Origin of the sequence: Paraburkholderia ultramafica, assembly GCF_902859915.1 — a bacterium.
Taxonomy (GTDB): domain Bacteria; phylum Pseudomonadota; class Gammaproteobacteria; order Burkholderiales; family Burkholderiaceae; genus Paraburkholderia; species Paraburkholderia ultramafica.
The window spans coordinates 248,709-275,156 of record NZ_CADIKK010000004.1 but is presented as its reverse complement, the minus strand read 5'-3'; the positions used below and the strand labels follow the sequence as shown (position 1 = coordinate 275,156).

The following is a 26,448-nucleotide window of genomic DNA, read 5'->3' as shown; positions in this document are numbered from 1 at the left end:
AACCGGATTCAGCGGCGCAGAAAGTCCCGATCCACGGACTCAGCTGACAGCCTGGCTTCTTGTCAAACTTTGGAGAGAGTCATGGGACAGTACGCCGCGCCGTTGCGCGACATGCAATTCGTGTTGCACGAATTGCTTAACGTGGAAGCCGAAATCAAGCAGATGCCGAAGCACGCGGATCTCGACGCCGACACGATCAACGCGGTGCTTGAAGAGGCTGGCAAGTTCTGCTCCGAAGTGTTGTTCCCGCTCAATCACAGTGGCGACCAGGAAGGCTGCACGTACACCGGCGACGGCGTCGTGACCACGCCGAAGGGCTTCAAGCAAGCCTATCAACAGTACGTCGAAGCCGGCTGGCCGGCACTGGGCTGCGATCCGGAGTACGGCGGCCAGGGGCTGCCCGCATTCGTCAACAATGCGCTCTACGAAATGCTGAACTCGGCAAATCAGGCGTGGACGATGTACCCGGGCCTTTCGCACGGCGCCTACGAATGTCTGCACGCGCACGGCACACCTGAGTTGCAGCAGCGCTATCTGCCGAAGCTGGTCACGGGCGTCTGCACCGGCACGATGTGCCTGACCGAGCCGCATTGCGGCACCGACCTCGGCATTCTGCGCACCAAGGCCGAGCCGAACAGCGACGGCTCGTATGCGATCAGCGGCACGAAGATTTTCATCTCCAGCGGCGAACACGATCTCGCGGAGAACATCGTTCACCTGGTGCTCGCGCGTCTGCCGGAGGCGCCCAAGGGCACCAAGGGCATTTCGCTGTTCATCGTGCCGAAGTTCGTGCCGAACGAAGCGGGCGAGCCGGGCGAGCGCAACGGCGTGAAGTGCGGTTCCATCGAACACAAGATGGGCATTCACGGCAACGCGACCTGCGTGATCAATCTCGACAACGCGAAGGGCTGGCTGGTCGGCGAGCCGAACAAAGGCCTGAACGCGATGTTCGTGATGATGAACGCCGCGCGCCTGGGCGTCGGCATGCAGAGCCTCGGTTTGACCGAAGTCGCGTATCAGAACTCGCTGGCGTACGCGAAAGAGCGTCTGCAGATGCGTTCGCTGACCGGCCCGAAGGCGCCCGAAAAGGCCGCCGACCCGATCATCGTGCACCCCGACGTGCGCCGCATGCTGCTCACGCAGAAGGCCTACGCCGAAGGCGCGCGCGCGTTCACGTACTGGTCCGCGCTGCAGATCGACAAGGAACTGTCGCACGCCGACGAAGCGGTGCGCAAGGAAGCGGCCGACCTCGTCGCGCTGCTCACGCCGATCCTGAAAGCGTTCCTGTCGGACAACGCGTTCGAAGGCACCAATCACGCGATGCAGATCTACGGCGGCCATGGCTTCATCGCCGAGTGGGGCATGGAGCAGTACGTGCGCGACGCGCGTATCAACATGATCTACGAAGGCACCAACGCGATTCAGGCGCTTGATCTGCTGGGCCGCAAGATCCTCGGCGACATGGGCGCGAAGATGAAGAAGTTCGGCAAGCTGGTGACGGACTTCGTCGAAGCCGAAGGCATCAAGCCGGAGATGCAGGAGTTCATCAACCCGCTCGCCGACCTTGGCGACAAGGTGCAGAAGCTCACCATGGAAATCGGCATGAAGGCGATGCAGAACCCCGACGAAGTCGGCGCCGCGGCCGTGCCGTATCTGCGCACCGTCGGCCATCTGGTGTTCTCGTACTTCTGGGCGCGCATGGCGCGTATCGCGCTCGACAAGGAAGCGTCGGGCGATCCGTTCTACAAGGCGAAGCTCGCCACCGCACGCTTCTACTTCGCGAAGCTGCTGCCGGAAACGGCGATGACGATCCGTCAGGCGCGCGCTGGTTCGAAGTCGATGATGGAAGTCGAAGAAGCGCTGTTCTAAGTCCAGGGCAAGCACATCAACGCAGGCGCCGCGCGTGTCGAATCCGTGACGCCTGATTTCAGCCTGGCCCCAGCCACACATCGTGAAGAGTCCATGAACCTTCGCGACACCCGCATAACTCCCCGGAGGAACGACGTGAGCAATCTGATCATTCGCAAGGTCGCCGTGCTAGGCGCCGGCGTGATGGGCGCGCAGATCGCCGCGCACCTGATCAACGCCAAGGTGCCCGTGCTGCTGTTCGACCTGCCTGCAAAAGAAGGCCCGAAGAACGCGATCGCGCTGAAGGCGATCGAGAACCTGAAGAAGCTGTCGCCGGCGCCGTTCGGCGTGAAGGACGACGCGCAATACATCCGGCCGGCCAATTACGACGACGACATCGCGAAGCTCGCCGAATGCGACCTCGTGATCGAAGCGATCGCCGAACGGATGGACTGGAAGCACGACCTGTACAAGAAGGTCGCGCCGCACATCGCGCCGAGCGCGATTTTCGCAACCAACACGTCGGGCCTGTCGATCACGGCGCTCTCCGATGGTTTCCCGGATGAACTGAAGGCGCGCTTCTGCGGCGTGCACTTCTTCAATCCGCCGCGCTACATGCACCTGGTCGAACTGATTCCGACCGCGACGACGCGTCCGGAAATCCTCGATCAACTCGAAACGTTCCTGACGAGCGTGGTCGGCAAGGGCGTCGTGCGCGCGAAAGACACGCCGAACTTCATCGCCAACCGCGTCGGCGTTTTCTCGATCCTCGCCGTTATTGCGGAAGCCGCGAAGTTCGGCCTGCGTTTCGACGAAGTGGACGACCTGACCGGCTCGCGGCTGGGCCGCGCGAAGTCGGCCACGTTCCGTACCGCCGACGTGGTCGGTCTCGACACGATGGCGCACGTCATCAAGACGATGCAGGACACGCTGAAGGACGACCCGTTCTTCCCGGTCTACGAAACGCCGGCCGTGCTGGCCGAACTGGTGAAGAAGGGCGCGCTGGGTCAGAAGACCGGCGGCGGTTTCTACAAGAAGGAAGGCAAGGCGATCAAGGTGCTCGACCCGAAGACCGGCGAGTACGTCGATGGCGGCGCAAAGGCGGACGAGCTGATCGGCCGCATTCTGAAGCGCCCGCCGGCGGAGCGCCTGAAGCTGTTGCGCGAATCGGAGCACCCGCAGGCGCAGTTCCTGTGGTCGATCTTCCGCGACGTGTATCACTACATCGGCGTGCATCTGGAGTCGATCGCCGACAACGCGCGCGACGTCGATCTGGCGATCCGCTGGGGCTTCGGCTGGAACGAAGGTCCGTTCGAAGGCTGGCAGACGGCCGGCTGGAAGCAGATCGCCCAGTGGGTGCAGGAAGACATCGCGGCGGGCAAGTCGCTGTCGAACGCGCCGCTGCCGGCGTGGGTGCTGGAAGGCGTGGTCGCGGAGAAGGGCGGCGTGCATACGAACGAAGGTTCGTGGTCGCCGGCTTCGCAGACGTTCGTGCCGCGCTCGTCGCTGTCCGTGTACGACAAGCAGGTGTTCCGTGCGCCGCTCGCCGGCGAAACATCGGCTGATCCGAAGACCTACGGCAAGACGCTGTTCGAAACCGACGCCGTGCGCGCATGGGTCGACGATCGCGCGGGCGAGAACGACGTGTTGATCGTGTCGTTCAAAAGCAAGATGAACACGATCGGACCGTCGGTGATCGACGGTCTGACGCAGGCGATCGAGCTGGCCGAAAAGGACTACAAAGGTCTGGTGGTGTGGCAGCCGACCTCGCTGAAGCTCGGCACGCCGGGCGGTCCGTTCTCCGCGGGCGCCAACCTCGAAGAAGCGATGCCGGCGTTCATGATGGGCGGCGCGAAAGGCATCGAGCCGTTTGTGAAGAAATTCCAGCAAGGCATGCTGCGCGTGAAGTACGCGAGCGTGCCGGTGATCTCGGCGGTGTCGGGCATCGCGCTCGGCGGCGGCTGTGAACTGGCGCTGCATAGCGCAAAGCGCGTCGCGCACATCGAAAGCTATATGGGGCTGGTGGAAGTCGGCGTGGGTCTCGTGCCCGCGGGCGGCGGCCTGAAGGAAGCGGCGTTGCGCGCGGCGGAAGCCGCCACGCAAGTCGGCGCGACCAGCGACCTGCTGAAGTTCGTGCAGAAGTCGTTCGAAAACGCCGCGCTGGCGAAGGTCTCGGCCTCTGCGCTCGAGGCCCGCGCAATGTGCTACCTGAAGCCGTCCGATACGATCGTCTTCAACGTGTTCGAACTGCTCGACGTCGCGAAGAAGGAAACGCGCGCGCTGGCCGCGGCGGGTTATCGTCCGCCGCTGCGTGTCACGCAAGTGCCGGTCGCGGGCCGCTCGGCGATCTCGACCATCAAGGCATCGCTCGTCAACATGCGCGACGGCCGCTTCATCAGCGAGCATGATTTCCTGATCGCCAGCCGTATTGCAGAAGCGGTGTGCGGCGGTGATGTGGAAGCGGGCAGCCTGGTCGACGAAGAATGGTTGCTGCAACTCGAGCGTCGTGCGTTCGTCGATTTGCTCGGCACGCAAAAGACGCAGGAACGGATCATGGGCATGCTGCAGACTGGCAAGCCGGTACGTAACTGAGCGACGACCGCAAACACATGCATGGGGCTGGAGTAAGCGCTAAAGCGCTAACTCCAGCCGACCGCAAACAAGTTGCATGGGATCAGAGTAACCGCTAAAGCGGTAACTCTGATCGACCGCAATGAATTGCATGGGGCTGGAGTAAGCGCTAAAGCGCTAACTCCAGCCGACAAAGGAGCTTTAAATGGCAAAGCAATTGCAAGACGCATACATCGTCGCCGCGAGCCGTACGCCGATCGGCAAGGCGCCGCGCGGGATGTTCAAGAACACCCGCCCGGACGAGCTGCTGGTGCACGCGATCAAATCGGCCGTGGCGCAAGTGCCTGGCCTCGACACCAAGGTGATCGAAGACGCGATCGTCGGCTGCGCGATTCCCGAAGCCGAACAGGGGTTGAACGTCGCGCGGATCGGCGCGTTGCTGGCCGGCTTGCCGAACACGGTCGGCGGCGTCACGGTGAACCGCTTCTGCGCGTCGGGCCTGACCGCGCTGGCGATGGCCGCTGACCGCATCCGCGTCGGCGAGTCGGAGGCGATGATCGCAGGCGGCTGCGAGTCGATGAGCATGGTGCCGATGATGGGCAACAAGCCGTCGCTGTCGCCGCATATCTTCGATCGCAACGAAGACATCGGCATCGCCTACGGCATGGGCCTGACCGCGGAGAAGGTCGCCGAGCGCTGGAAGATCAGCCGCGAAGCGCAAGATGCGTTCTCGGTCGAATCGCACCGTCGCGCGATCGCCGCGCAGCAGGCCGGCGAATTCAACGACGAGATCGCCGCGTACACGATCACCGAGCGCTTCCCCGATCTCGCGACCGGCGAAGTGCGCGTGAAGACGCGCGAAGTGTTGCTCGACGAAGGTCCGCGCGCGGAGACCTCGCTCGAAGGTCTCGCCAAGCTGCGCGCGGTGTTCGCGAACAAGGGTTCGGTTACGGCGGGCAACAGCTCGCAAACGTCGGACGGCGCGGGCGCGTTGATCGTCGTGTCGGAAAAGATCCTCAAAGAGTTCAACCTGACGCCGCTCGCGCGTTTCGTCAGCTTCGCGGTGCGCGGCGTGCCGCCGGAAATCATGGGCATCGGCCCGAAGGAAGCGATTCCGGCTGCGCTGAAGGCCGCTGGCCTGAAGCAGGACGACCTCGACTGGATCGAACTGAACGAAGCGTTCGCCGCGCAATCGTTGGCGGTGATTCAGGACCTGGGTCTCGATCCGTCGAAGATCAACCCGCTGGGCGGCGCGATCGCACTCGGCCACCCGCTCGGCGCGACGGGCGCGATTCGTGCGTCGACGGTGGTGCATGGCCTGCGCCGCCGCAACTACAAGTACGGCATGGTGACGATGTGCGCCGGTACCGGCATGGGCGCGGCGGGCATTATCGAGCGCCTGTAAGCATGGACGCCCCGGTCCTCGCGGTTGTCCGCGCAGTGATCCCTTGAGGACCGCAGAACGGTTCGCAGGCCGCCTGGCTTGCGAACCGTTTTTTCATTCCCAGCAAGAGTACGAGGAGACGGAGATGACGATGGATATTCTGATCGAGCGCGCAGACGGCGTGCTGACGATTGCCTTCAATCGGCCCGGCAAGAAGAACGCAATTACGGCCGCGATGTATCAGACGATGGCCGACGCGATGGTCGAAGCGAACGGCGACGCGTCGGTGCGTGCGATCCTGATTCGCGGCAGCGCCGGCATTTTCAGCGCCGGCAACGATCTCGAAGATTTCATGAAGACGCCGCCGATGGGCGAAAACGCGCCGGTGTTCCAGTTCCTGCGCGCGATCAGTTCGGCGGAGAAGCCGGTGGTGGCGTCGGTGGCGGGGCCGGCGGTGGGCATCGGCACGACCTTGCTGCTGCATTGCGATCTGGTCTACGCAGCCGACACGGCGAGCTTCTCGCTGCCGTTCACGCAACTCGGGCTTTGCCCGGAAGCGGCGTCGAGTCTGCTGTTGCAGCGGGTGGGCGGCTATCAGGCGGCGGCGGAAAAGCTGCTGCTCGGCGAAGCGTTCGACGCGGCCGAAGCGCAGCGTATGGGCTTCGTGAATCGCGTGCTGCCGGCCGCCGAGGTCGACGCGTTCGCCGCAGCGCAGGCGGCGAAGCTGGTTGCGTTGCCGGCGTCGTCGTTGCGCGTGACGAAGAACTTGATGAAGCGCGCCAGCCACCAGCAACTGCAAACGCAGATGTCGGAAGAAGCCGTGCACTTCGGCAAGATGCTGCTCGCGCCGGAAGCGCGCGAGGCGTTCAAGGCGTTCTTCGAAAAGCGCAAGCCGGACTTCCGGCAATTTGATTGATCCGCCACGACCGAGCGCCTGGATGGCTGGGCGGCTGGTCACTCGCGCGCTTCAGCCGCTCAAGGCTGCGTCGGCTGCAACGTGTCGTAATCGACGTAGCTGGCTTCGCGGCAGAAGCTGACCAGCCGCACGCCCGCCTTGCGGGCAATCGCAATCGCCAGCGACGACGGCGCGGAGATCGTCGCGACCATCGGCACGTCGACGCGCGCGGCCTTGCGCACCAGTTCGTAGCTCGCGCGGCTCGACAGAAACACGAAACCGTCGCGGGTGTCCGCGCGATCGAGCACGAGCTGGCCGATCAGCTTGTCGAGCGCGTTGTGACGGCCGACGTCCTCGAACGCGTAGCGGATCGCGCCCGCCGCATCGCACCATGCGGCCGCGTGCAGGCCGCCGGTCAGCCGCGTCAACGCCTGGTGGCCGGGCAACTCACGGGCGGCGCGCGCGATCGCGTCCGGCGCGAGCCGTTGCAGAAAGCCGGTGTCGGGCACCCGCTCCGGTTGCAGATCCAGCAGATCGATGCTTTCGATCCCGCAGACGCCGCAGCCGGTGCGCCCGGCGAGCGCGCGGCGCTTCTCCTTCAGCGCGACGAACGCCTGCTGCACCACCTGCAACTGCACTTCGGCATGCGGCAATTCATCGTCGTCATGCAGTTCGACCTCGATGTCCTGAATGTCGCTGCCGCGCTCGACGATCCCTTCCGAAATCGCGAATCCGACCGCGAACGCTTCGAGATCGCGCGGAGTGCACATCATCACCGCATGCGAAATGCCGTTGAAGACGAGCGCGACCGGCCACTCCTGGCCGACGTGATCCGTGACGGTTTCGACCGCCGCGCCGCGATGCCGGCGCACCTCGCGCTCCACCGCGCCCGGCTGTCCTGTTTGCTGTTCGTTCAAGCTGCTTCACTCCTGTGCCATGCTGCGCGCGCGTGAGCGGCTGCCAGCCTTGTCCTGTGCCGCAACGCGGCTCCCGACCGGGCCGACGTCGCGCGAATAAGGTTCTAAAATACCTCAAGCTGCGCTCGCACGCTGTCCGCCATTCAGGAGGAGCACTGTCATGGGACTCAACGAAGCACCGCTTCTGTTCAACTTCGAAGTCGCGTCTTCGGAGAATTTCACCTTCATCCCGATGTCGGTGCGCTTCAATCTCGACCGATTCGGGTTGCGCATCACGCTCGCGCAATGGCAGTTGCTGCCGCTCGAAGACCGCAAGCTGCTGGCGCGTTTCCCGGTCGAGGAAGACGCGGAAATCGAACCGAATTTCGATCACGCGCTGTTCGAGATGCTGCGCACCCACGCGAATGTCGAGCCGGAGTGGTTCACGCCCGAGGAGATGCCCGCCTGGCGCTGCACGGAAAGCGTGCCGGACGGCGTCGCGCTTCAGGCTGGGCTGGCAGGTCTCGTCACGCCGAGCGTCGCCCGCTGGGCCGAGCTTGACCCCTTCAAGCGCTATGTGCTCGCCAAGCTGTCGCGCAAGCCGGAGGCCAATCACGACTTCGTGCCGGCGATGAAGGAATTTGGTGCGGCCGGCTAGGTGCGGCCGGCCAGGTGCGGCCGGCCAGGTGCGGCCGGCCAGGCGCGACCGGCCAGGTGCGAGTGGCCAGGTGCGAGTGGCCAGGTGCGCCCGGCCAGGTGCGAGTGGCCAGGTGCGGCCAGCTAGCTGCGGCTGGCCAGCCAGGCGTGAATGGCCAAACGCAGTCAGCTAGATGCGGCGCATCAAGTACGGTGACGACGCGCGACCAGCGAGCCGCGGCCGCCCACGCATGCCCCAACAAGCGTGATCCACCCCAAGCAACCCACCATCCCGCCCCGCCCCTCACGATTTTTTTCGCTCACCACCCTCAACCCGCTCCCGAACCCTGCCGTTATCCATGGGTTGGCGCGTAAAAAGACTCGCATCGATGCGGCCCGACGCACCGAAAGCGACCACGCGCTCCCGCACTCGGAACGATTGACGTTCGGAATCCATGACTTCTTTTTTATCGAAGCGGCTGCTGATCAATATAGCGGTCGTCGTCGCTGCGATCGGCGCGAACGCGTTCGTCGCCTACACGCAGATTTGTGGTCAACGCGATGCCGATGCGCGCATGCTGCGTTCGACGAGCGTGCGCCAGAACCTCGACGCGTATCACACGGCGCTCGACGGCGCACTGGCTGCGCTCGGGCGCTTCGAGGCATCGGGCGAGCCGGCGCCGGTCGGCTCGGCCGCCGCGATGACCACGACGCTCGTCGGTCTGGAGCGCGACCTGCGCCAGGAGTTGGCCGGCGAGCCGCCCATGCTCGACGCGCTGGCGAGGCTGAGCGCGGACAGTCACGCGCTGCAACATGACATCAACGACGCGCTGTTGAAGAGCGCCAGCGGCGAGCCGGATGCGTCGCGCGCGTGGGCGGCGGCGACCTATACGCGTCTCGGGCTCGGACTCGATCGCGTGGAAGCCGCGCTGGCCGCGCTGCGCGGCGAGGAAAACCACACGTTGCAGAAGGCGCTCGCGGCCTCGGCAAGTGAAACCCAGCGCGCCATGTTCCTGTTGATCATGACGATGCTGGCCGGCAGCACGATCCTGATCTTTACGTTCAGCGCCCGCGAGAGCAGCGCCCGTGAAAAACTGCGCAGCGTGCGCGCGCCCGGCCGCAACGACGAACGCTTTCGCGGCCTGTTCGACGACCATCCGGTGCCGATGTATATCTTCGATCGCGAGACGATGCGTTTTCTCGCCGTCAACGCGGCCGCGATCCAGCAATACGGCTACTCGGAAAACGAATTTCTCGGCATGACGATTCGCGCGATCCGCACGCATGCCGAGATCGGGCGTCTCGAATCGCATCTGCAACGCAGCGACGCGATCCCGCATGGCCGCACGATGGCGGGTATTTGGCATCACCAGCGCAAGGACGGCTCGATCATCAGCGTCGACATTTCGTATCACGCGCTGAACTTCATGGGCCGCTCCGCGCTGTTCGTACTGGCCGACGACGTCACCGACCAGATCAACGCCGAAGCCGAAGCACAGCGTTCGAACCAGATGCTCGAAGCGGTGATCGACAATATTCCGCAGCGCATTTTCTGGAAGGATCTGAATTCGCGCTATCTCGGCTGCAACATGGCGTTCGCGCGCGATGCGGGACTCGCGTATCCGGAGCAGGTGGTGGGCAAGCGCGACACCGACATGCCGTGGCGCGCATTCGCCGAACTGCTGAACGACCACGACAGGGAAGTGGTGAGCACCGGCGTGCCGAAGATGAACTTCGAAGTCGACGTGGTGATCGACGGCGTGCACCGCACCACGGTCACTAGCAAGCTGCCGTTCACCGACGGCGAGGGCCGCGTGATCGGCGTGCTCGGCTCGTACACGGATATCACCGAGCGCAAGCGCGCCGATCTCGCGCTACGTCTGCAAAGCCGCGCGCTCGATGCGAGCGTCAACGCGATTCTGATCACCGCGCCGTCGCCGGCCGGCAATCTGATCGAATACGTGAACCCGGCGTTCATGCGCATCACCGGTTACGATCCCGCCGAGGTGATCGGCCACGATTGCCGCGTGCTGCAACGCGACGACCGCGAACAGGAAGGCGTCGCGCTGATCCGCCAGGCGCTGGCGGCGAACCGCGAAGTCAGCGCGGTGCTGCGCAACTATCGCAAGGACGGCGCGCTGTTCTGGAATCAGCTGTTCATCGCGCCGGTGCCGAACGCGGAAGGCGTGATCACGCATCACATCGGCGTGATCAACGACGTGACCGATCTGATCCGTTATCAGGAGCAGCTCGAATACCAGGCCAACTACGACAACCTCACGCGCCTGCCGAACCGCAATCTGCTGCGCGACCGTCTGGAGCATGCGCTGATCGTCGCGCGACGGCATCACAACGGCGTCGCGGTCGTGTTCCTCGATCTCGACGGCTTCAAGAACGTCAACGACAGCCTCGGCCATAGCGTCGGCGACCGTCTGCTGCGCGTGGTCGCCGAGCGGCTTTCGCGCTGCTCGCGCACGAGCGATACGGTGGCGCGGCACGGCGGCGACGAGTTCGTGATCGTGATGACCGATACCGTCGACGAACAGTCATTGATCGCGTGGATGGAGCGGGCGCGCACGGCGATTTCCGAGCCGGTGTGGCTCGACGGCACCGAGCTGTATGTGGGTTGCAGCATGGGCGCGAGCCTCTTCCCGCAAGACGGCGACGACGCCGAAACGCTGATGAAAAAGGCCGACCTCGCGATGTATCGCGCGAAGGACATGGGCCGCAACACGTTCCAGTTCTATCAGCCCGAGATGAACGCGAGCGCGGGCGCGCGGCTGAATCTCGAACGGCGCTTGCGCCGCGCGTTGCGCGACAACGAATTCCTGCTGCACTACCAGCCGCAGGTGGATATCGTCAGCGGTCAGATCGTCGGCACCGAGGCGCTGGTGCGCTGGCGCGATCCGGAAGTCGGGCTGGTGCAGCCGTCGTCGTTCATTGCGGTCGCGGAAGAGAGCGGTTTGATCGGGCCGCTGTCCGAGTGGGTGTTGCGTGAAGCGTGCCGCCAGAACAAGGCCTGGCAGGATGCGGGTTTGCCGCCGGCGCGGGTGTCGGTGAACCTGTCGGCGCGCGTGTTCCAACAGCGCGATATTGCGAAGCTCGTGATGCAGGTGCTCGCCGAGACCGGTCTCGAGCCGAAATACCTCGAACTGGAGCTGACCGAAAGCGCGATCATGCGCAACGCCGAAGAAGCGGTGTCGATGCTCAACGAACTGCACGCGCTCGGCATCGGCCTCGCAATCGACGACTTCGGCACCGGCTATTCAAGCCTCAGTTATCTGAAACGCTTCCCGGTGGACCGGCTGAAGATCGACCGCTCGTTCGTCTCCGACATCGGCGTGTCGGGCGACGACGAGACGATCACGTCGGCGATCATCGCGCTCGCACATTCGCTGAAGTTGCAGGTGATCGCCGAAGGCGTGGAAACGTCGGCGCAACTCGACTTCCTGAAAGAGCGCGCGTGCGACGAGATGCAGGGCTTCTACTTCGCGAAGCCGTTGTCGACGGAGGCGATTTCCGAGTTGCTGCACGGGGGCGTGGGGCGGGAGGTGGCGACGGTGTGAGCGGGCGCGATGTCACACGCAACTCCGCACGCAGCTTCACACGCAGCGTGATGCGACGCCTGGCTGGCGTTGCGGCTCGTTGCGCTCCGGCGGCTTCACGGTTCGGCGGCGGAATCCGCGCCGCGCCCCAACCGGCGTATCCACGAAAACCGGCAAGGCCTCCGCCAACGCGGAAAACGCCTGCAAGTGCGGATACGCCGCCTTGTCGACGATTTCCGGCAACATCATCTGCGTGAAGTGCCAACCGACCGCCACGGTGACGTCCGCCGCGTCGAACCGTTGCTGCCCGGTCGGCAGCGCGGCCGTCGCGAGATCGCGTTCGAGTTCGGCGTAGGCGGCAAGCAGTTGCGTGCGCACGCGCTCGACCCACGGCTCATGCTGCTTGTCAGCCGGGCGTCGCGCAACAGAAACTGTTCGACGACGAGATGGTGGTGGTCGCCGCGCCGCATTTCGCGCTCGCGCCGAATGGCCGCTTTCCGGTTACCGCCGAGGACGTGGTCGCCTGTCCGCTGATCTCCAGCCCCGACACGCCGTGGACCGGCTGGTGCCAGGCGGCGCGGGTGGCGCAGCCGCCCGCCGAAGCCGTGGTGCTGTCGGCCAACGATTCGAACATCGTGATCGGCGCGGTCCTGCTGGGCCAGGGCATTGCGCTCGAACCGCGCAGTCTGGTCGCGCATGCGCTGGCGCAACGCCAGTTGGTGCAGATCACCGATATTCGCGTGCCATACCGCTATCCGTACTGGCTCGTGTGGCAGCAGCGCGACATTCTCAACGCGGGCCAGGCGCATTTTGCGCAGTGGATCGAAGGCCAGGTCGACGCCTATTTGCGCGGTAGCGGCTCGTGTACGGCGTCGCGGCGCGTGGGCTAGTTCGTGCGCAGGCGGGTAAAAGCGACTTGCGGACGGATTTCAGTCGGCTATATTCGTGATTCCCATCTCAGGCTTTGCTGGGAGCCATGAAGCATCGATTCACGCGACGCTACGCCCGCTCGCTGCTCGCACGTGGTCTTGGGCGTTGTGCCATCGAATATCCGCCAATCCGACTGGAGAGAACCATGACGTCTTCATCTGCAAAGAAATTGGCTGTGCTGCTGGCATCGGTTGTACTGAGCGTGGCGTCTGTCGCGCCGGCGTTCGCGCAAGGCGGCGGCGGAGGAGCGGCGGGGCCCAATTCGGATGCGGCGAAACCGACCGCCGCATCGAAACCGGCCGCCACCACGAAAGCCGAGCGCAAGGCCGCGCGCAAAGAGGCGCGGGCGAAGAAAAACGCCGAGCTGAAGGAACTGGAGGCGCACGGCTATCAACCGTCGCGCAACGATCCGAACTATCCGACCGACATTCAGAACGCGCAGAAGAAGGCGGGCATCGGCGCGGCAGCGAGCCAGTAAGCCGCTGCGCTTCGCGCGCGATGATCCACGCGGGAAATCCTGGGTATGAGGCTGAACGAGGCGCCGCGGCGCCTCGTTTTCATTGCGTGTGCGTGTGCGTGTCGTGCGGGTCGTCCGTGTGGGCCGCTCAATCGAGTACCGGCAGTGCGCGCGGGCGACGGTCGCTATCGGTGGCGACATAGGTCAGGGTCGCCTCGGTGACCTTCACGAGGTCTTCGGTCAGGCTCATGCGCTGCGCGTAGACCTCGACCGACACCGTCACCGACGTATTGCCCGTCTTGACGATATCCGCATAAAAGCTCAGCAGATCGCCGACGAAGACCGGCTGCTTGAACACGAACGAATTGACCGCGATGGTCGCCACCCGCCCGTTGGCGCGCCGGCTTGCCGGAATCGAGCCGGCAATGTCCACCTGCGCCATGATCCAGCCGCCGAACACGTCGCCGTGGACATTCGCGTCCGACGGTTGCGGCATGACGCGCAGTGCGCAAGGCTTTTGCGGGAGTTGAAGAAGTTCGGTCATCGGGGACACCCTTGGGAAACGTATTGGCTCGGTCGGCTCGACCGGCAGGCGGGGATTTCACGACAACTGCACCGATCGCCGGAACGGTCCGACAATACAGCGCGGCCGCACGGCACGGCCGCGCGGCCAACCTGCACCGGTGGCCGGACAGCCGATGAAAAGCGGCGCCAGCCGGCTTCTGCGACAATACAAAGATCACGAATTGTACGGGAAAGCGCCCAGCCGGGTCGCGCGACAGTAAGCTGTGTGCCGGGTCGGCATGCCGCGGTCGGCGCGCCGCTGTGAACTCCGGCATTCCATACCCTCCCCAGCCGATCCCCATGCGCCGCACGCCCTCGTCCGAACCCCCGCCGATTTCCACCCAGCCCCGCAACGACTGGCAGACGATCCTGTCGCTGCTGCCGTACCTCGCCACCTATAAATGGCGCGTCGGCTTCGCGCTGAGCTGCCTGATCGGCGCGAAGGTCGCCAACCTCGGCGTGCCGATCGTGATGAAGCGCATCGTCGACAGCCTCGCGTCGGTCCAGCATCTCACCGCGCTCGGCCGCGCGCACGATGCGCCGGGTATCGTGCTGCTGGGCGGGGTCGGTTTGCTGGTGGTCGCGTATGCGGTGGTGCGGCTCTCCACGTCGCTCTTCACCGAACTGCGCGAGATCCTGTTTTCGAAGGTGACCGAAAGCGCGGTGCGGCAACTGGCGCTGAAGGTGTTTCGCCATCTGCATGCGCTGTCGTTGCGGTTTCATCTGGAACGGCAAACGGGCGGCATGTCGCGCGACATCGAACGAGGCACCCGCGGCATCACGCAGCTGATCTCCTATTCGCTGTACAGCATTCTGCCGACGCTGGTCGAAGTCGGCCTCGTGCTCGGCTTTTTCGTCGTCAAATACGAGGCGTATTACGCGATCGTCACGTTCATCGCGCTCGCGGTGTACATCGTCTTCACGGTGAAGGTCACCGAGTGGCGCACGCATTTTCGCCGCACGATGAACGAGCTCGATTCGAAGGCGAATTCACGCGCGATCGATTCGCTGCTCAACTACGAGACCGTCAAGTACTTCGGCAACGAAGAGTGGGAAGCGCGCCGCTACGACGAGAACCTCAAGCGCTATCGCGCGGCGGCGATCAAATCGCAGCGTTCGCTGTCGGCGCTGAACTTCGGGCAGCAGGCGATCATCGGCACGGGGCTGGTGTTCATTCTGTGGCGCGCGACGCAAGGCGTGATGGCCGGGCGCCTTACGCTCGGCGACCTCGTGCTGATCAACACCTTCATGCTGCAGCTGTATATTCCGCTGAATTTTCTCGGCGTCGTGTATCGCGAACTGAAGCAGAGTCTCACCGACATGGACCGCATGTTCACGCTGCTCGGCGCGACCCAGGAAGTGCCCGACCTGGCCGGTGCGCCGGCGTTGCGGGTGAGCGGGGCGCAGGTGCGTTTCGAGCAGGTGAACTTCTCGTATGAGCCGGCGCGCCAGATTCTGCACGACGTGAGCTTCACGATCGCGGCGGGCACCACGACGGCGGTGGTCGGCCATAGCGGCTCGGGCAAATCGACGCTCGCGCGCCTGATCTTCCGCTTCTACGATCTGGACCGCGCGACGGGCGGTGCGATCGTCATCGACGGTCAGGATGTTCGCGACGTCACGCAGGATTCGCTGCGCGCGTCGATCGGCATCGTGCCGCAGGATACGGTGCTGTTCAACGATTCGATCTACTACAACATCGCTTACGGCCGGCCGTCGGCGACGCGTGAAGAAGTGATCGCGGCGGCGCGCGCGGCGCATATTCACGACTTCATCGAAGGGTTGCCGAAGGGCTATGAGACGCCGGTCGGCGAGCGTGGTCTGAAATTGTCCGGCGGCGAAAAGCAACGCGTGGCGATTGCGCGGACCATCCTGAAGAATCCGCCGATCCTGCTGTTCGACGAAGCGACCTCCGCGCTCGACTCGCGCTCCGAGCGCGCGATTCAGCACGAGCTCGATCAGATCGCCCGCGAGCGCACGACGTTGATCATCGCGCACCGGCTGTCGACCGTGGTGCACGCGCAGCAGATCATCGTGATGGACAAGGGGCGTGTCGTCGAGCGCGGCACGCACGCGGAATTGCTGCGCGCGAACGGCCTGTTTGCGCAGATGTGGGCGTTGCAGCAGCAGCGTGCGGCAGAGGCGCCGGAGTCGATGGAAACGATTGGCGCGGGGGATGGCGGGCGCTAGGCAAGCGGGGGCGACGGCGCAAACAGGAACGAGCGGACCGTTACGTCGCCGCTTCGCTCGATGCTTGGTGACTTCGTGCGCTGGCCCTGTGCACTCAGCGGACCCTCAAACGCTGATCCAGATGGTGCAATTGAGCCACCGTACCGACGTTTTCCCACAAGCCTTCATACAGCTCGCCGCTCGCGAGACCGCGCGCAATCGTCTCGCGGTAGTAAGGCGTGAGCGCGCGCCTTGTGCCGCGAGGCAGATCGCGGAACATCCGCGTGTCATAGAGCCCGATGCTGCCAAACGTCAAGCGTGGCTGCGCGTCGAGCGACAGCACGCCGTCGGCTAAACCAAAGTCGCCGTTCGGATGAAACGCCGGGTTCGGCACCATCACCAGATGCATGCCGGGCTCGGGCGACACTCGCAGCTTCTCAGCACGAGCATTCAGCGCGGCGTAATCGAAATCGGCGTACACGTCGCCGGCGACCGCGACAAACACTTCGTTCGCGCCGTTATCTTCGAGCAGCGGCAACGCCTGCACGATGCCGCCCGCCGTTTCCAATGCCTCAGGTTCCGGCGAGTAGCGCAGTTCGACTTGCCAGCGTGAGCCGTCGCCGAGCGCGGCTTCGATCTGCGCGCCAAGCCACGCATGGTTGATCACAATGGTTTGAAAACCGGCTCGCGCGAGCCGTTCGATCTGCCAGACGATCAGCGGCTTGCCACCCACTTCGAGCAAAGGCTTGGGGCAGGCGTCGGTCAACGGACGCATGCGTTCGCCGCGGCCCGCGGCGAAAATCATCGCTTTCTTCAGGGACATCGTCATCGGTCAGAACGTGTAGCCGACTTCATTCGCGCGGCCTTCGAGATCGTCGAGCAGCTTCGCGAACGGACGCAGCGGCGCATAGCGTTCAGCCACTTTGCGCGCATAGCCGATGAAACGCGGCAGATCCTTCATGTAATGTGGCTTGTTGTCCCGGTAGTTGATCCGGCAGAACAGACCCAGCACCTTGATGTGCCGTTGCAGTCCCATCCATTCGATCTGCCGGTAGAACTCGCCGAAGTCCACATCGACCGGCAGGCCGGCCTTCTTCGCGCGCTCCCAGTAATAGACGAAGCAATCCAGCTCGAACTCCTCGTCCCAGCCGAGGAACGCGTCGCGCAGCAGCGACGCGACGTCGTACGTGATCGGGCCGTATACCGCGTCCTGGAAGTCCAGCACGCCGGGGTTCACCGGATTCGGCGCGGCGGCGAGCATCAGATTGCGCGGCATGAAATCGCGCAGCATGAACACTTGCGGCTGCGAGCGGGCGCTCGCGATCAGCAGCGCGAAGGTGCGATCGAGCAGCCCACGCGCCTTTTCGTCGACCTCGCGGCCCAGGTGCCGGCCGATGAACCACTCCGGCATCAACTCCATCTCGCGGCGCAGGAACGCTTCGTCGAACGGCGGCAGCACGTTTTCGCGCGAGCTCAGTTGCCAGCGGATCAGTGCGTCGAGCGCGTCGCGCATCAGCGTGCGGGCCCGGCGCGGGTCGTTGGCGCTTTGTGCATCCGTCAGCGCGCCGAGGTACGACGCGGTGCCCAGATCGGTGACCAGCATGAGCCCTGCGTCGAAATCGGTCTCCAGCACGCGCGGCACGTGCACGCCGGCTGCGTCGAGCAATCCGGCGATCCGCACAAATTCGCGGCACTTTTCGGGCGGCGGGGCGTCGACGGCGATCAGGGTGCCGGCGCTTTCGCCTTCCGCCGCCTTACCGGCGAGGCGGAAATAGCGGCGAAAACTGGCGTCGGACGAAGCCGGGACAAGCGTGTCGAGCTCGAGCGCATAGCGCGCCGCGTGGCCTTGCAGCCAGGTTTTGAGCAGTTCGAGGCGACTGTCGGTGGAATCTTGGGGCGTGTGTCGGGAAGAGGGCAGCGTCATGTAAACCGGCGGCAAATTCTTGGGGGCAACGTCTTGCCATATAATACCCCACGACTTTTTTGACGCGACTCACGCCAGCTTTTCGCGTGTTCCGCTTTACCGCCCGCCTCATCGTTCGACAGATTGTAAATATTGATGTACAGCCGACTGTCACGGTCGGGGTGTGCAGGCGGTGGATCGTGACTGCAGAAGCTGACGGACGGGCCGATTCGCCAAACGATACATGCCGCCTAGACAGCTTTCCCAAACGACTCCCTCTTGTGCCGTAGTGCCGCGCAAAAGGCGGCTCGTCGCGGCGTTGATCGCCGCTCCGGGCCTGATGCCCGCGCTTGCGCACGCCCAGTTGGTGGGGGAAGCCGCGCAGCCGCAACCTATCGACGCGCCGTGGGGCATGCGGCTCGCGCCACAGCTCGAAGAACATCCGCTGCAAACCGGCCAGAGGCCGGCCACGTTCGTGCTCGGCGACAGCGCCAGCGGCACCATCGACCAGGACCTGGTGGCCAAGGGTTCGGCCGAGGTGCGCCGCAATACGGCCGTGATCAAGGCCGATGCGCTGCACTACGATCAGGACACGGACATGGCCGACGCGTACGGCCAGGTCCACGTGATCAACAGCGGCAATACGTTCATCGGTCCGGAAGCGCATCTGCGGGTGGATTCGACCGAGGGCTTCATGACCTCGCCGAAGTACCACTTCAACCTGACCGGCGGCTCGGGCAGCGCGGAGCGCGTCGACCTGCTCGACTACGAGCGCTCGGTGTTCACGAGGGGCACCTACACGGCGTGCGCGTGCGCGGACAACCCGGCCTGGTACATCAAGGGCAGCGAGTTCGACTTCGACACCGGCGCGGACGAAGGTGTCGCGTACAACAGCGTGCTGTTCTTCCAGGGCGTGCCGGTGTTCGCGTCGCCGTGGCTGTCGTTCCCGCTGTCGGGCGACCGGCGCAGCGGCCTCTTGCCGCCCACGTTCTCGGTCAGTTCGTCGAACGGCTTCGAACTGTCGGTGCCGTATTACTTCAACATCGCGCCGAATCGCGATCTGACGGTCACGCCGCGTCTGATCTCGAAGCGCGGTGTGCAGTTGCAGAGCACGTTCCGCTATCTGTCGCCGACGTATTCCGGCTCGATCACCGGCGAATTCCTGCCGGACGATCGCCTGACCAAGACCAACCGCTACGCGCTGTACATCCAGCACAACCAGAACTTCGGCAACGGGTTCGGCGGCTACATCTACTACAACAAGGTTTCGGACAACACGTATCCGGAAGATTTGTCGTCGTCGGTCAATCAGTTCATGAACGGCACCCAGCTCCTGTATCAGCAGGAAGCCGGGTTGACCTACAACAACGGACCGTGGTCGGTGCTCGCGCGTGAACAGCACTGGCAGACGCTGGAGCCTTCGGTCGCGCCGTACGGCCGCGAGCCGCAGTTGAACGTGAAGTACGCGAAGTACAACGTCGGCGGCTTCGACTTCGGCACGGAAGCCGACTATACGAATTTCCGCATCACCACCGCGGACATGACCCAGGGTCAGCGGGTGCTGTTCAACCCGTATGTGTCGTATTCGCTGGTCGGGCCGGGCTACTTCGTCACGCCGAAGGTGCAGTGGCACTTCGCGTCGTACAACCTGAACAACCTCAGCACCGCCGACGTCGCGGCCGGCACGCCGAAAAACTTCACCGAGTCGATCCCGACGCTGAGCTTCGACACGGGGCTGATTTTCGAGCGTTCGGTGCGGGTGTTCGGCGCGGATTACATCCAGACGCTGGAGCCGCGCCTGTACTACGTGTACACGCCGTTTCGCAATCAGGACCACGCGCCGCTGTTCGACACCGCCGAGTCCGACTTCGGTCTGGCGGAGATTTTCCAGCCGAACACCTTTGTCGGTAACGACCGGATCGCCGACGCGAACCGTCTGACCGCGGCAATCACCACGCGCTTCATCAACCCGGCCACGGGCGACGAACGGGCGCGCTTCGTGCTCGCGCAGCAGTACTTTTTCCAGGACCAGCGCGTCACGCTGCAGCCGAACCAGACCAGCACGCAGGCCACGCACTCGGACCTGATCGCGGGTGCGTCGTTCAAGCTCGGCGCCGGTTTCGCTTCGGAAACGGCGTTCCAATATAATGCCGACAACAACCAGCTGGTGAAGACGAGCGTCGGCTTCGGGTTCAGTCCGGCCACCGGCAAGGTGATCAATGTCGGCTACCGCTACACGCGCGCAAACACCACGCTGGACAACCAGCCGATCAACCAGGTGGTGATTTCGGGCCAATGGCCGCTGACCCATCGGGTGTTCGGGGTCGCCCGGTTCAATTACGACCTGGGCGGGCATCGGGTCGTCGACGGTCTGATCGGCATGCAGTACGACGCCGACTGCTGGACGCTCGGCGCCGGGATCCAGCGCTATGCGAACGGGTTGAACACCTCGGGGCAGAATCAGTCGAGCACGCGTTTTCTTGCGCAGCTGACGTTCAAGGGCTTGTCGAGCGTCGACAACGGGCTGATGACCGCGTTCCGCAGCAGCGTGGCGGGCTATACGCCGTTGCCGCCGCCGCCGCCGCCGGAGTCGCGTTTCAGCAATTACGAATGACGCTCGCCCGAACATTTATAGAATGCGAAAAGACGGGCCAGGCGCGCCCGACATCATTGGAGTATCTGTGGCAATCATGAAAAAGCTTCGCTTGGCAACGCTTGCGGCCGGTCTCGTCGCCGGGGCGTCTTTCCTGTCGGTTGCGCCGGCTCAGGCGCAAGCGCTGGGCGGCGGTGGCGGCCAGACGGTCGACACCATCGCCGCAGTGGTCAACAACGGTGTCATTACACGGCGCGAACTCGACGAGCGCATTAGCCTGATCACGCGCCGGCTGAACCAGCAGAACGCGCCGATCCCGCCGATGGACCAGTTGAGTCAGCAGGTGCTCAACCAGATGGTGCTGGAGCGCATCCAGTTGCAGAAGGCGAAAGAAGACGGCATCAACATCGACGACGCCGCCGTGCAAAAAACGCTCGAACGGCTCGCACAGGCGAACAACATGTCGCTCGAGATGTACCGCGCGCGTATCGAGGCGCAAGGTGTGCCCTGGACCACGTTCGCTGGCGACGCGCGTACCGAACTCACGCTGTCGCGTCTGCGCGAGAAGGAAGTGGACAGCAAGATCACGGTGTCGGACGCCGAGGTCGCGAACTACATCGCCAGTCAGCGTGGCCCGAACGCCGGCCAGACGAGCGATCTGCACATCCAGCACATTTTCGTGAAGGCGCCGCTGAACGCGCCGGAGACCGAAATCGAGGCGGCGCAGCAGAAAGCTCAGGCGCTGCTGACCGAAGCCAAGGGCGGCGCCAATTTCGAAAAGCTCGCGAAGTCGAACTCGCAGGCGCCGGACGCGGCGAAGAACGGCGGCGACCTGGGTTTCGTCGCGCCGGCCAAGCTGCCGCCTGAATTCGTCAAGGCCGCATCGACGATGCGCCCCGGTCAGGTCAACCCGGATCTGATCCGCACCAACGACGGTTTCGAGATTGTGCGGCTGGTCGACCGCCGCGCCGGTCAGGGCACCAGCTCGGATGCGCCGAAGCTCGTGCAGACGCACGTGCGCCACATCCTGCTGCGCGTCGGCGACGGCATGTCGGAGCCGCAAGCGCGTCAGAAGCTGCTCGACATCAAGAACCAGATCGCCGCCGCGGGCGGTGACTTCGCGAAATTCGCGCACAGCTACTCGCAGGACGGTTCGGCGTCGCAAGGCGGCGACCTCGGCTGGATCAGCCCGGGCGAGACGGTGCCGGAATTCGAACGCGCGATGAACTCGCTGCAGGACGGCCAGATCAGCGACCCGGTCCGCAGCGAATACGGCTACCACCTGATTCAGGTGCTGGGCCGCCGCGATGCGGAAGGCTCGGTTTCGCAGCAGATGGATCTGGCGCGCCAGGCAATCGGTCAGCGCAAGGCGGAGCAGGCTTACGCCGACTGGCTGCGCGAGTTGCGCGATACCGCGTACGTGGAAGTGAAACCCACGCTGCCGAGCGTGCAATAACCATCATGACAAGCGCCGCCCAGTCCGCCAGCCAGCCGTTGCAGATCGCGATCACGACCGGCGAGCCCGCCGGCGTCGGCCCCGAACTGACGGCGCAGGCGTTGGCCGGCGCGGCGGCGCACTGGCCCGCCGCGCAGTTCACCGTGCTGGGCGACGCGGATCTGCTCGCCGAACGCGCGCGCGCCGTGGGTGTCGATTGGGCCGCGCTGCTGGCGCACGGCCAGCGCGTGCGCGTGCAGCACACGGCGCTCGGCGCGCCGTCGCTCGCGGGCAAGCTGGACGCCGCCAACGGCCGCTACGTGCTCGATCTGCTCGACAGCGCGATCGACGGCGCAATGGCCGGCACGTTCGACGCGATCGTCACCGCGCCGCTGCAGAAAAGCACCATCAACGACGCCGGCGTGCCGTTCACCGGCCACACCGAATATCTGGCCGAGCGCACCCACACGCCGCGCGTGGTGATGATGCTGGCCGGCACCGGCAAGCGTCCGCTGCGCGTCGCGCTCGCGACCACGCATCTGCCGCTCAAGGACGTCGCCGCCGCGCTGTCGGTCGAGAGCATCGTCGAGACGCTGCGCATCATCGATCACGATCTGCGGCATCACTTCGGTTTGCCCGCGCCGCGCATCCTCGTGACGGGGTTGAACCCGCACGCCGGCGAAAACGGTTATCTGGGCCGCGAGGAAATCGAGGTCATTACGCCGGCGCTCACACTCGCGAACAATCAAGGCATCGACGCGCGCGGTCCCTATCCGGCCGACACGCTGTTTCAGCCGCGCTATCTGGAAGAGGCCGACTGCGTGCTGGCGATGTTCCACGATCAGGGCCTGCCGGTGTTGAAGTACGCGACGTTCGGCGAAGGCATCAATGTCACGCTCGGCTTGCCGATCATCCGTACCTCGGTCGATCACGGCACCGCGCTCGATCTGGCCGGCACCGGCCGCGCCGATGCGGGCAGCCTGATTGCCGCGATCGACACGGCCGTGTCGATGGCGCAGCACCGCCGCCCGGGCTGAGTCAGCGCCGCTGCTCGCGTCTTGCTGCCAGTGGGTTCGGCAGTGAGCAGCGCGTGGCGCGCAGGTGGCCCAGACGTGGCTTTCATGCGGCTGATGCGCGGCCTATAAGCAGTTTCCACGCACGTTGCGCGTGTTCCTTTTCTTAAGCAGTTCTCTTTCTTAGCGTTTCTTCGATGTCCACCAGCAGACAGCAACAGGGCCGGCACCAAGGTCATATCGCGCGCAAGCGTTTCGGGCAGAACTTTCTGGTCGATATGGGCGTGATAGATTCGATCGTCGACGTGATCCGGCCGCAGCGCGGCGAGCGCATGGTCGAAATCGGACCGGGTCTCGGCGCGCTCACCGAACCGCTGATCGAACGGCTCGCGACGCCGGAAGCGCCGTTGCACGCGGTCGAACTCGATCGCGATCTGATCGGCCGTCTGAAGACGAAATTCGGCGATCTGCTCGAACTGCATGCGGGCGACGCGCTCGCGTTCGACTTCGGCTCGCTGGCCGCGCCGGGCGACAAGGCGTCGCTGCGGATCGTCGGCAATCTGCCGTACAACATTTCGAGCCCGCTGCTGTTTCATCTGACGTCGTTCGCGCATCGCGTGATCGATCAGCACTTCATGCTGCAGAACGAAGTGGTCGAGCGGATGGTGGCGGAGCCGGGCACCAAGGCGTTCAGCCGTCTGTCGGTGATGCTGCAATACCGCTACGTGATCGACAAGCAGCTCGACGTGCCGCCCGAAGCATTCCAGCCGCCGCCGAAGGTCGATTCGGCGATCGTGCGGATGATCCCGTACGAGCTGCATGAACTGCCGCCCGTCGACGAGCGGGTGCTCGGCGAAGTGGTGACGGCGGCGTTCTCGCAGCGTCGCAAGATGTTGCGCAACACGCTGGCCGCGTTTCGCGATTCGGTGGATTTCGACGCGCTCGGCTTCGATCTGCAACGCCGCGCCGAAGACGTGCCGGTGGCCGAATACGTGCGCGTGGCGCAGATCGTGGCGGGCAAGGCTTAACTCAAGCCCACGCCTTGAGCGGCATGTCGTCGATTTAATGCCTAAGCCGCAAGCCGCTTCACCGGTGCATTGACCAGCGCAATGCCGGTCAGCACCAGCACCGCGGCCATCAGAAAGCGCAGGCTGAACGACTCGCCGAGCAGCAGCACGCCGAAGGTCACGCCGAACAGCGGCGTGAGAAACGAGAACACCGACAGGCGCGACGCGACATAGCGCGTCAGCAACCAGAACCACACCAGATAGCTGACGAACGCGACGACCACCGCCTGATACGCGAGGCTCGCCAACGCCAGCGGCGTGATGGTTTCCACACGGGCCTGACCGAGCCCGAGTGCGAGTGCCAGCAGCACCACCGCCGACACCGTCAGTTGATAGAACAGCGTCTTGCTGGCGCTCGAGTGCGCGAGGCGCGTCGCCCGCACCACCACGGTCGTCGCGGCCCACGCGATGCCGGCCAGCACGCCGAGCACGTCGCCGGCCACACCCTCGAACGCCGAACCGCGCGCGGCGGGCCCGTGCAGGAAGCCGTCCGCGAACGCCAGCGCGATCCCCGCAAACGCCACGAAGATGCCGAGCCACTGAATCCGCCGCATCCGTTCGCCGTCGACGAACCAGTGCAGGCCGAGCGCCGTGAAGCACGGCGCCGTGTACAGAAACACCGCCATGCGCGACGCGCTGGTCAGCGTCAGGCCGAGAAAGATGCAGACGAACTCGGCCGCGAACAGCACGCCCGCCAGCAGGCCCGCACCCAGCGTGCCGTCGTCGCGAAACAGCGGGGTGCCGCGGGTGCGCGCCCAACCCCACACCAGCACCGCCGCGATCGCCGAACGCAAGCCCGCCTGAAAGACCGGCGGCAGCGCCGAGTTGGTGCTTTTGATCGCGACTTGCTGGAGTCCCCAGATCGCGCACAAGCCGATCATCAACAGGATCGCGAAGTTATCCGGGGCGCGGCGTGTGGGCAGGGCGGTGGTGCTCATGAGTGTTGGCGAGGTGGGGGCAGCGGTGAAGGGCGGCGCTCAGTATCGGCTGCCGCCGCGGGGCGGGTAATCGGTAATCGGCCGGATGGAACCCCGGCTTCGAGCGTGCGGTAGCCGCAATAGGCCATACGATAGCAAACCCGACCCGCCCGCCAACCGAAGCCCCTGCCTCCTACGCGTGCTTCTCACGGGCCGCAAGTTTTTTGCTCACTAAACAACACCTTGATCAGACTGATTTCTTGGCGTCACTGTTTCGCGCTAAGGTTCAACACCAGCGTTTTGTCAGGATTCTTATACAGACTTTGACAGCAGCAGTGCAGCGCGTCGCCATCAAGAACGCGTTGACAGTGCGCCGGATCAATGTGCGCCGCCCACGCCGACAAACTCTATCCGCGCAATGCGGAGCCGGTACGAGGAGACGTCATGAAGCACGTAACCAGGTGGGCGGCGGCGGTGATGCCCGCCGCGATGGCGTCGTTGGGATGCCAGCTGGCGCACGCGCAATCCAGCGTGACGCTCTACGGCGTGGCCGACGAGAGCGTGCGTTATCTGACCAACGTGAACAAGGCCGGCGACTCGTCGATCGGGCTCGGTCCCGGCGGCTTGGCCCAGAGCCGCTGGGGTCTGAAAGGCGTCGAGGATCTTGGCGGCGGCTGGTCCACCTTCTTCAAACTCGAAAATCGTTTCAACATCAACAGTGGCCAGAGTGATCCCACGTTGCCGTTCTTCAACGAAGCGCAAGTGGGTGTGCGTTCGAACGCATATGGCCAGGTGATTCTGGGTCGTCAGTACAACGTGATGATCGAAGGCGTCACGGTGGGCGGTTATGGCAGTAACTGGTGGATTCCATACGATTTCAGTTTCCAGCCGGAAGTGACGATGACCGGCGGCATCTGGACCAGCAACCAGGTGCAGTATCAGGCGAGATACAACGGCTTTACCTTCGCGGCCGGTTACGCGTTCGGCGGCAACGCGGGCAATTCGTACGGCAGCCAGATCGGCGCGGCTGCTGCTTATCGACCGGCGGGCGGTCCGTTCAGCGTCGGCGGCGCGTACCAGGAGTCGAAGGATTCGGTCAACGGCGCGGCAGCGAAAGCGTGGACCTTCGGCGGTTCGTACACGTGGAACCTCACGCGTTTTTCGGCAGGGTACATCGTCAATCAGAACGACGCCGGCTTTTCGAATTTCGCCAACGGGCCGTTCAGCGCAGCCGCGCTGGCCGCGCTCAAGTACACGGACTTCTCGCGGCGTCGCATGATCATGGGCGGCATCACGCAACAGGTCGGCAATGTATGGCACTTCGCTGCGAACATCTGGCGCACGTTGCAGGACGGCAAGACCGCGAAGCAGGACGGTTCGGCGTGGCAGTATCAACTGGTCGCCGACTACAACCTGTCGAGCCACACCGACGTCTATCTGGAAGGCGATTACGCGCAGTACCGGGGCGGTCTGATCGGCGCGCAACTGCAAGGCGTCAACGGCGTCGCACTCGGGCAGAAGAGCACACAACTCGGCTTGATGGCGGGACTGCGGCATCAGTTCTGATTGACGGGCTGCGTGTGCCACGCTCAGCAGCGCTGCGTGATTCCGGGTACATTTACGGT

19 protein-coding genes and 1 pseudogene are annotated in these 26,448 nt (G+C 64.4%); 14 read left to right on the top strand and 6 right to left on the bottom strand.

Translation table 11 applies throughout. From position 1 onward, the window contains the following. Window positions 1-81 precede the first annotated feature (81 nt). The 4 genes from HV744_RS06500 (at window position 82) to HV744_RS06485 (ending at window position 6,719) form a co-directional block, all read left to right on the top strand. Entirely contained in the window at window positions 82-1,869 is a 1,788-nt protein-coding gene (locus HV744_RS06500) for an acyl-CoA dehydrogenase C-terminal domain-containing protein (protein ID WP_175148709.1), read from the top strand. A 135-nt stretch (window positions 1,870-2,004) separates the two neighbouring features. Continuing rightward, window positions 2,005-4,440: a 3-hydroxyacyl-CoA dehydrogenase/enoyl-CoA hydratase family protein gene (locus tag HV744_RS06495; protein ID WP_175148708.1), complete on the top strand. Its 2,436-nt coding sequence runs from the start codon at window positions 2,005-2,007 to the stop codon at window positions 4,438-4,440. A gap of 184 nt (window positions 4,441-4,624) precedes the next feature. Further along, window positions 4,625-5,824 carry an acetyl-CoA C-acyltransferase gene (locus tag HV744_RS06490; protein WP_175148707.1) on the top strand — a complete coding sequence of 400 codons (1,200 nt, stop codon included), beginning with the start codon at window positions 4,625-4,627 and terminating at the stop codon, window positions 5,822-5,824. Window positions 5,825-5,948: 124 nt separating this feature from the next. Next, a complete protein-coding gene (locus HV744_RS06485; protein ID WP_175148706.1) occupies window positions 5,949-6,719 on the top strand; it encodes an enoyl-CoA hydratase in 771 nt (256 codons plus the stop codon). A 59-nt stretch (window positions 6,720-6,778) separates the two neighbouring features. On the opposite strand, the gene fdhD is transcribed toward HV744_RS06485, so the two are convergent. Next, window positions 6,779-7,615, bottom strand: coding sequence for a formate dehydrogenase accessory sulfurtransferase FdhD (gene fdhD / locus HV744_RS06480; protein WP_175148705.1), 837 nt, complete (start codon window positions 7,613-7,615; stop codon window positions 6,779-6,781). A gap of 160 nt (window positions 7,616-7,775) precedes the next feature. On the opposite strand from fdhD, the gene HV744_RS06475 reads away from it, so the two are divergent. Together HV744_RS06475 and HV744_RS06470 are read left to right on the top strand one after the other, a co-directional pair. Continuing rightward, a complete protein-coding gene (locus HV744_RS06475; protein ID WP_175148704.1) occupies window positions 7,776-8,252 on the top strand; it encodes a nitrate reductase associated protein in 477 nt (158 codons plus the stop codon). Window positions 8,253-8,685: 433 nt separating this feature from the next. Beyond that, window positions 8,686-11,796 (top strand): sensor domain-containing protein, encoded by a 3,111-nt coding sequence (locus HV744_RS06470; protein ID WP_175148703.1) that lies wholly within the window; start codon window positions 8,686-8,688, stop codon window positions 11,794-11,796. A gap of 36 nt (window positions 11,797-11,832) precedes the next feature. Here HV744_RS06470 and HV744_RS06465 read toward each other — a convergent pair. Beyond that, window positions 11,833-12,159, bottom strand: a pseudogene (locus HV744_RS06465) (glutathione S-transferase C-terminal domain-containing protein); the annotation flags it as partial. Between the two features lie 62 nt (window positions 12,160-12,221). On the opposite strand from HV744_RS06465, the gene HV744_RS06460 reads away from it, so the two are divergent. Continuing rightward, entirely contained in the window at window positions 12,222-12,665 is a 444-nt protein-coding gene (locus HV744_RS06460; RefSeq protein WP_246278963.1) for a LysR substrate-binding domain-containing protein, read from the top strand. Window positions 12,666-12,850: 185 nt separating this feature from the next. Further along, on the top strand, window positions 12,851-13,183 hold the full coding sequence (locus HV744_RS06455) for a DUF4148 domain-containing protein (protein ID WP_175148701.1): 333 nt from the start codon (window positions 12,851-12,853) through the stop codon (window positions 13,181-13,183). 127 nt (window positions 13,184-13,310) lie between these two features. On the opposite strand, the gene HV744_RS06450 is transcribed toward HV744_RS06455, so the two are convergent. Beyond that, window positions 13,311-13,706 (bottom strand): acyl-CoA thioesterase, encoded by a 396-nt coding sequence (locus HV744_RS06450; protein WP_175148700.1) that lies wholly within the window; start codon window positions 13,704-13,706, stop codon window positions 13,311-13,313. Window positions 13,707-14,026: 320 nt separating this feature from the next. On the opposite strand from HV744_RS06450, the gene HV744_RS06445 reads away from it, so the two are divergent. Then, window positions 14,027-15,916: an ABCB family ABC transporter ATP-binding protein/permease gene (locus tag HV744_RS06445; RefSeq protein ID WP_175148699.1), complete on the top strand. Its 1,890-nt coding sequence runs from the start codon at window positions 14,027-14,029 to the stop codon at window positions 15,914-15,916. 94 nt (window positions 15,917-16,010) lie between these two features. On the opposite strand, the gene murU is transcribed toward HV744_RS06445, so the two are convergent. Next, on the bottom strand, window positions 16,011-16,724 hold the full coding sequence (gene murU / locus HV744_RS06440; protein ID WP_175148698.1) for an N-acetylmuramate alpha-1-phosphate uridylyltransferase MurU: 714 nt from the start codon (window positions 16,722-16,724) through the stop codon (window positions 16,011-16,013). A gap of 3 nt (window positions 16,725-16,727) precedes the next feature. Then, window positions 16,728-17,819 carry an aminoglycoside phosphotransferase family protein gene (locus HV744_RS06435; protein ID WP_175148697.1) on the bottom strand — a complete coding sequence of 364 codons (1,092 nt, stop codon included), beginning with the start codon at window positions 17,817-17,819 and terminating at the stop codon, window positions 16,728-16,730. A 223-nt stretch (window positions 17,820-18,042) separates the two neighbouring features. Between HV744_RS06435 and HV744_RS06430 the strand changes: the two genes are divergently transcribed. The 4 genes from HV744_RS06430 to rsmA all read left to right on the top strand — a co-directional run bounded on the left by HV744_RS06430 (window position 18,043) and on the right by rsmA (window position 23,867). Next, window positions 18,043-20,412 (top strand): LPS-assembly protein LptD, encoded by a 2,370-nt coding sequence (locus HV744_RS06430; protein ID WP_175148696.1) that lies wholly within the window; start codon window positions 18,043-18,045, stop codon window positions 20,410-20,412. 67 nt (window positions 20,413-20,479) lie between these two features. Next, window positions 20,480-21,847: a peptidylprolyl isomerase gene (locus HV744_RS06425; protein ID WP_175148695.1), complete on the top strand. Its 1,368-nt coding sequence runs from the start codon at window positions 20,480-20,482 to the stop codon at window positions 21,845-21,847. A gap of 5 nt (window positions 21,848-21,852) precedes the next feature. Continuing rightward, window positions 21,853-22,863, top strand: a complete 1,011-nt coding sequence (gene pdxA, locus HV744_RS06420; RefSeq protein WP_175148694.1) for a 4-hydroxythreonine-4-phosphate dehydrogenase PdxA — start codon at window positions 21,853-21,855, stop codon at window positions 22,861-22,863. 173 nt (window positions 22,864-23,036) lie between these two features. Further along, the gene (rsmA, locus tag HV744_RS06415) at window positions 23,037-23,867 is read left to right on the top strand and encodes a 16S rRNA (adenine(1518)-N(6)/adenine(1519)-N(6))-dimethyltransferase RsmA (protein WP_175148693.1); all 831 of its coding nucleotides are present in this window, start codon (window positions 23,037-23,039) and stop codon (window positions 23,865-23,867) included. A 41-nt stretch (window positions 23,868-23,908) separates the two neighbouring features. On the opposite strand, the gene HV744_RS06410 is transcribed toward rsmA, so the two are convergent. Beyond that, the gene (locus HV744_RS06410; protein ID WP_175148692.1) at window positions 23,909-24,844 is read right to left on the bottom strand and encodes a DMT family transporter; all 936 of its coding nucleotides are present in this window, start codon (window positions 24,842-24,844) and stop codon (window positions 23,909-23,911) included. Window positions 24,845-25,267: 423 nt separating this feature from the next. Between HV744_RS06410 and HV744_RS06405 the strand changes: the two genes are divergently transcribed. Next, on the top strand, window positions 25,268-26,389 hold the full coding sequence (locus HV744_RS06405) for a porin (RefSeq protein WP_175148691.1): 1,122 nt from the start codon (window positions 25,268-25,270) through the stop codon (window positions 26,387-26,389). Window positions 26,390-26,448 lie beyond the last annotated feature (59 nt).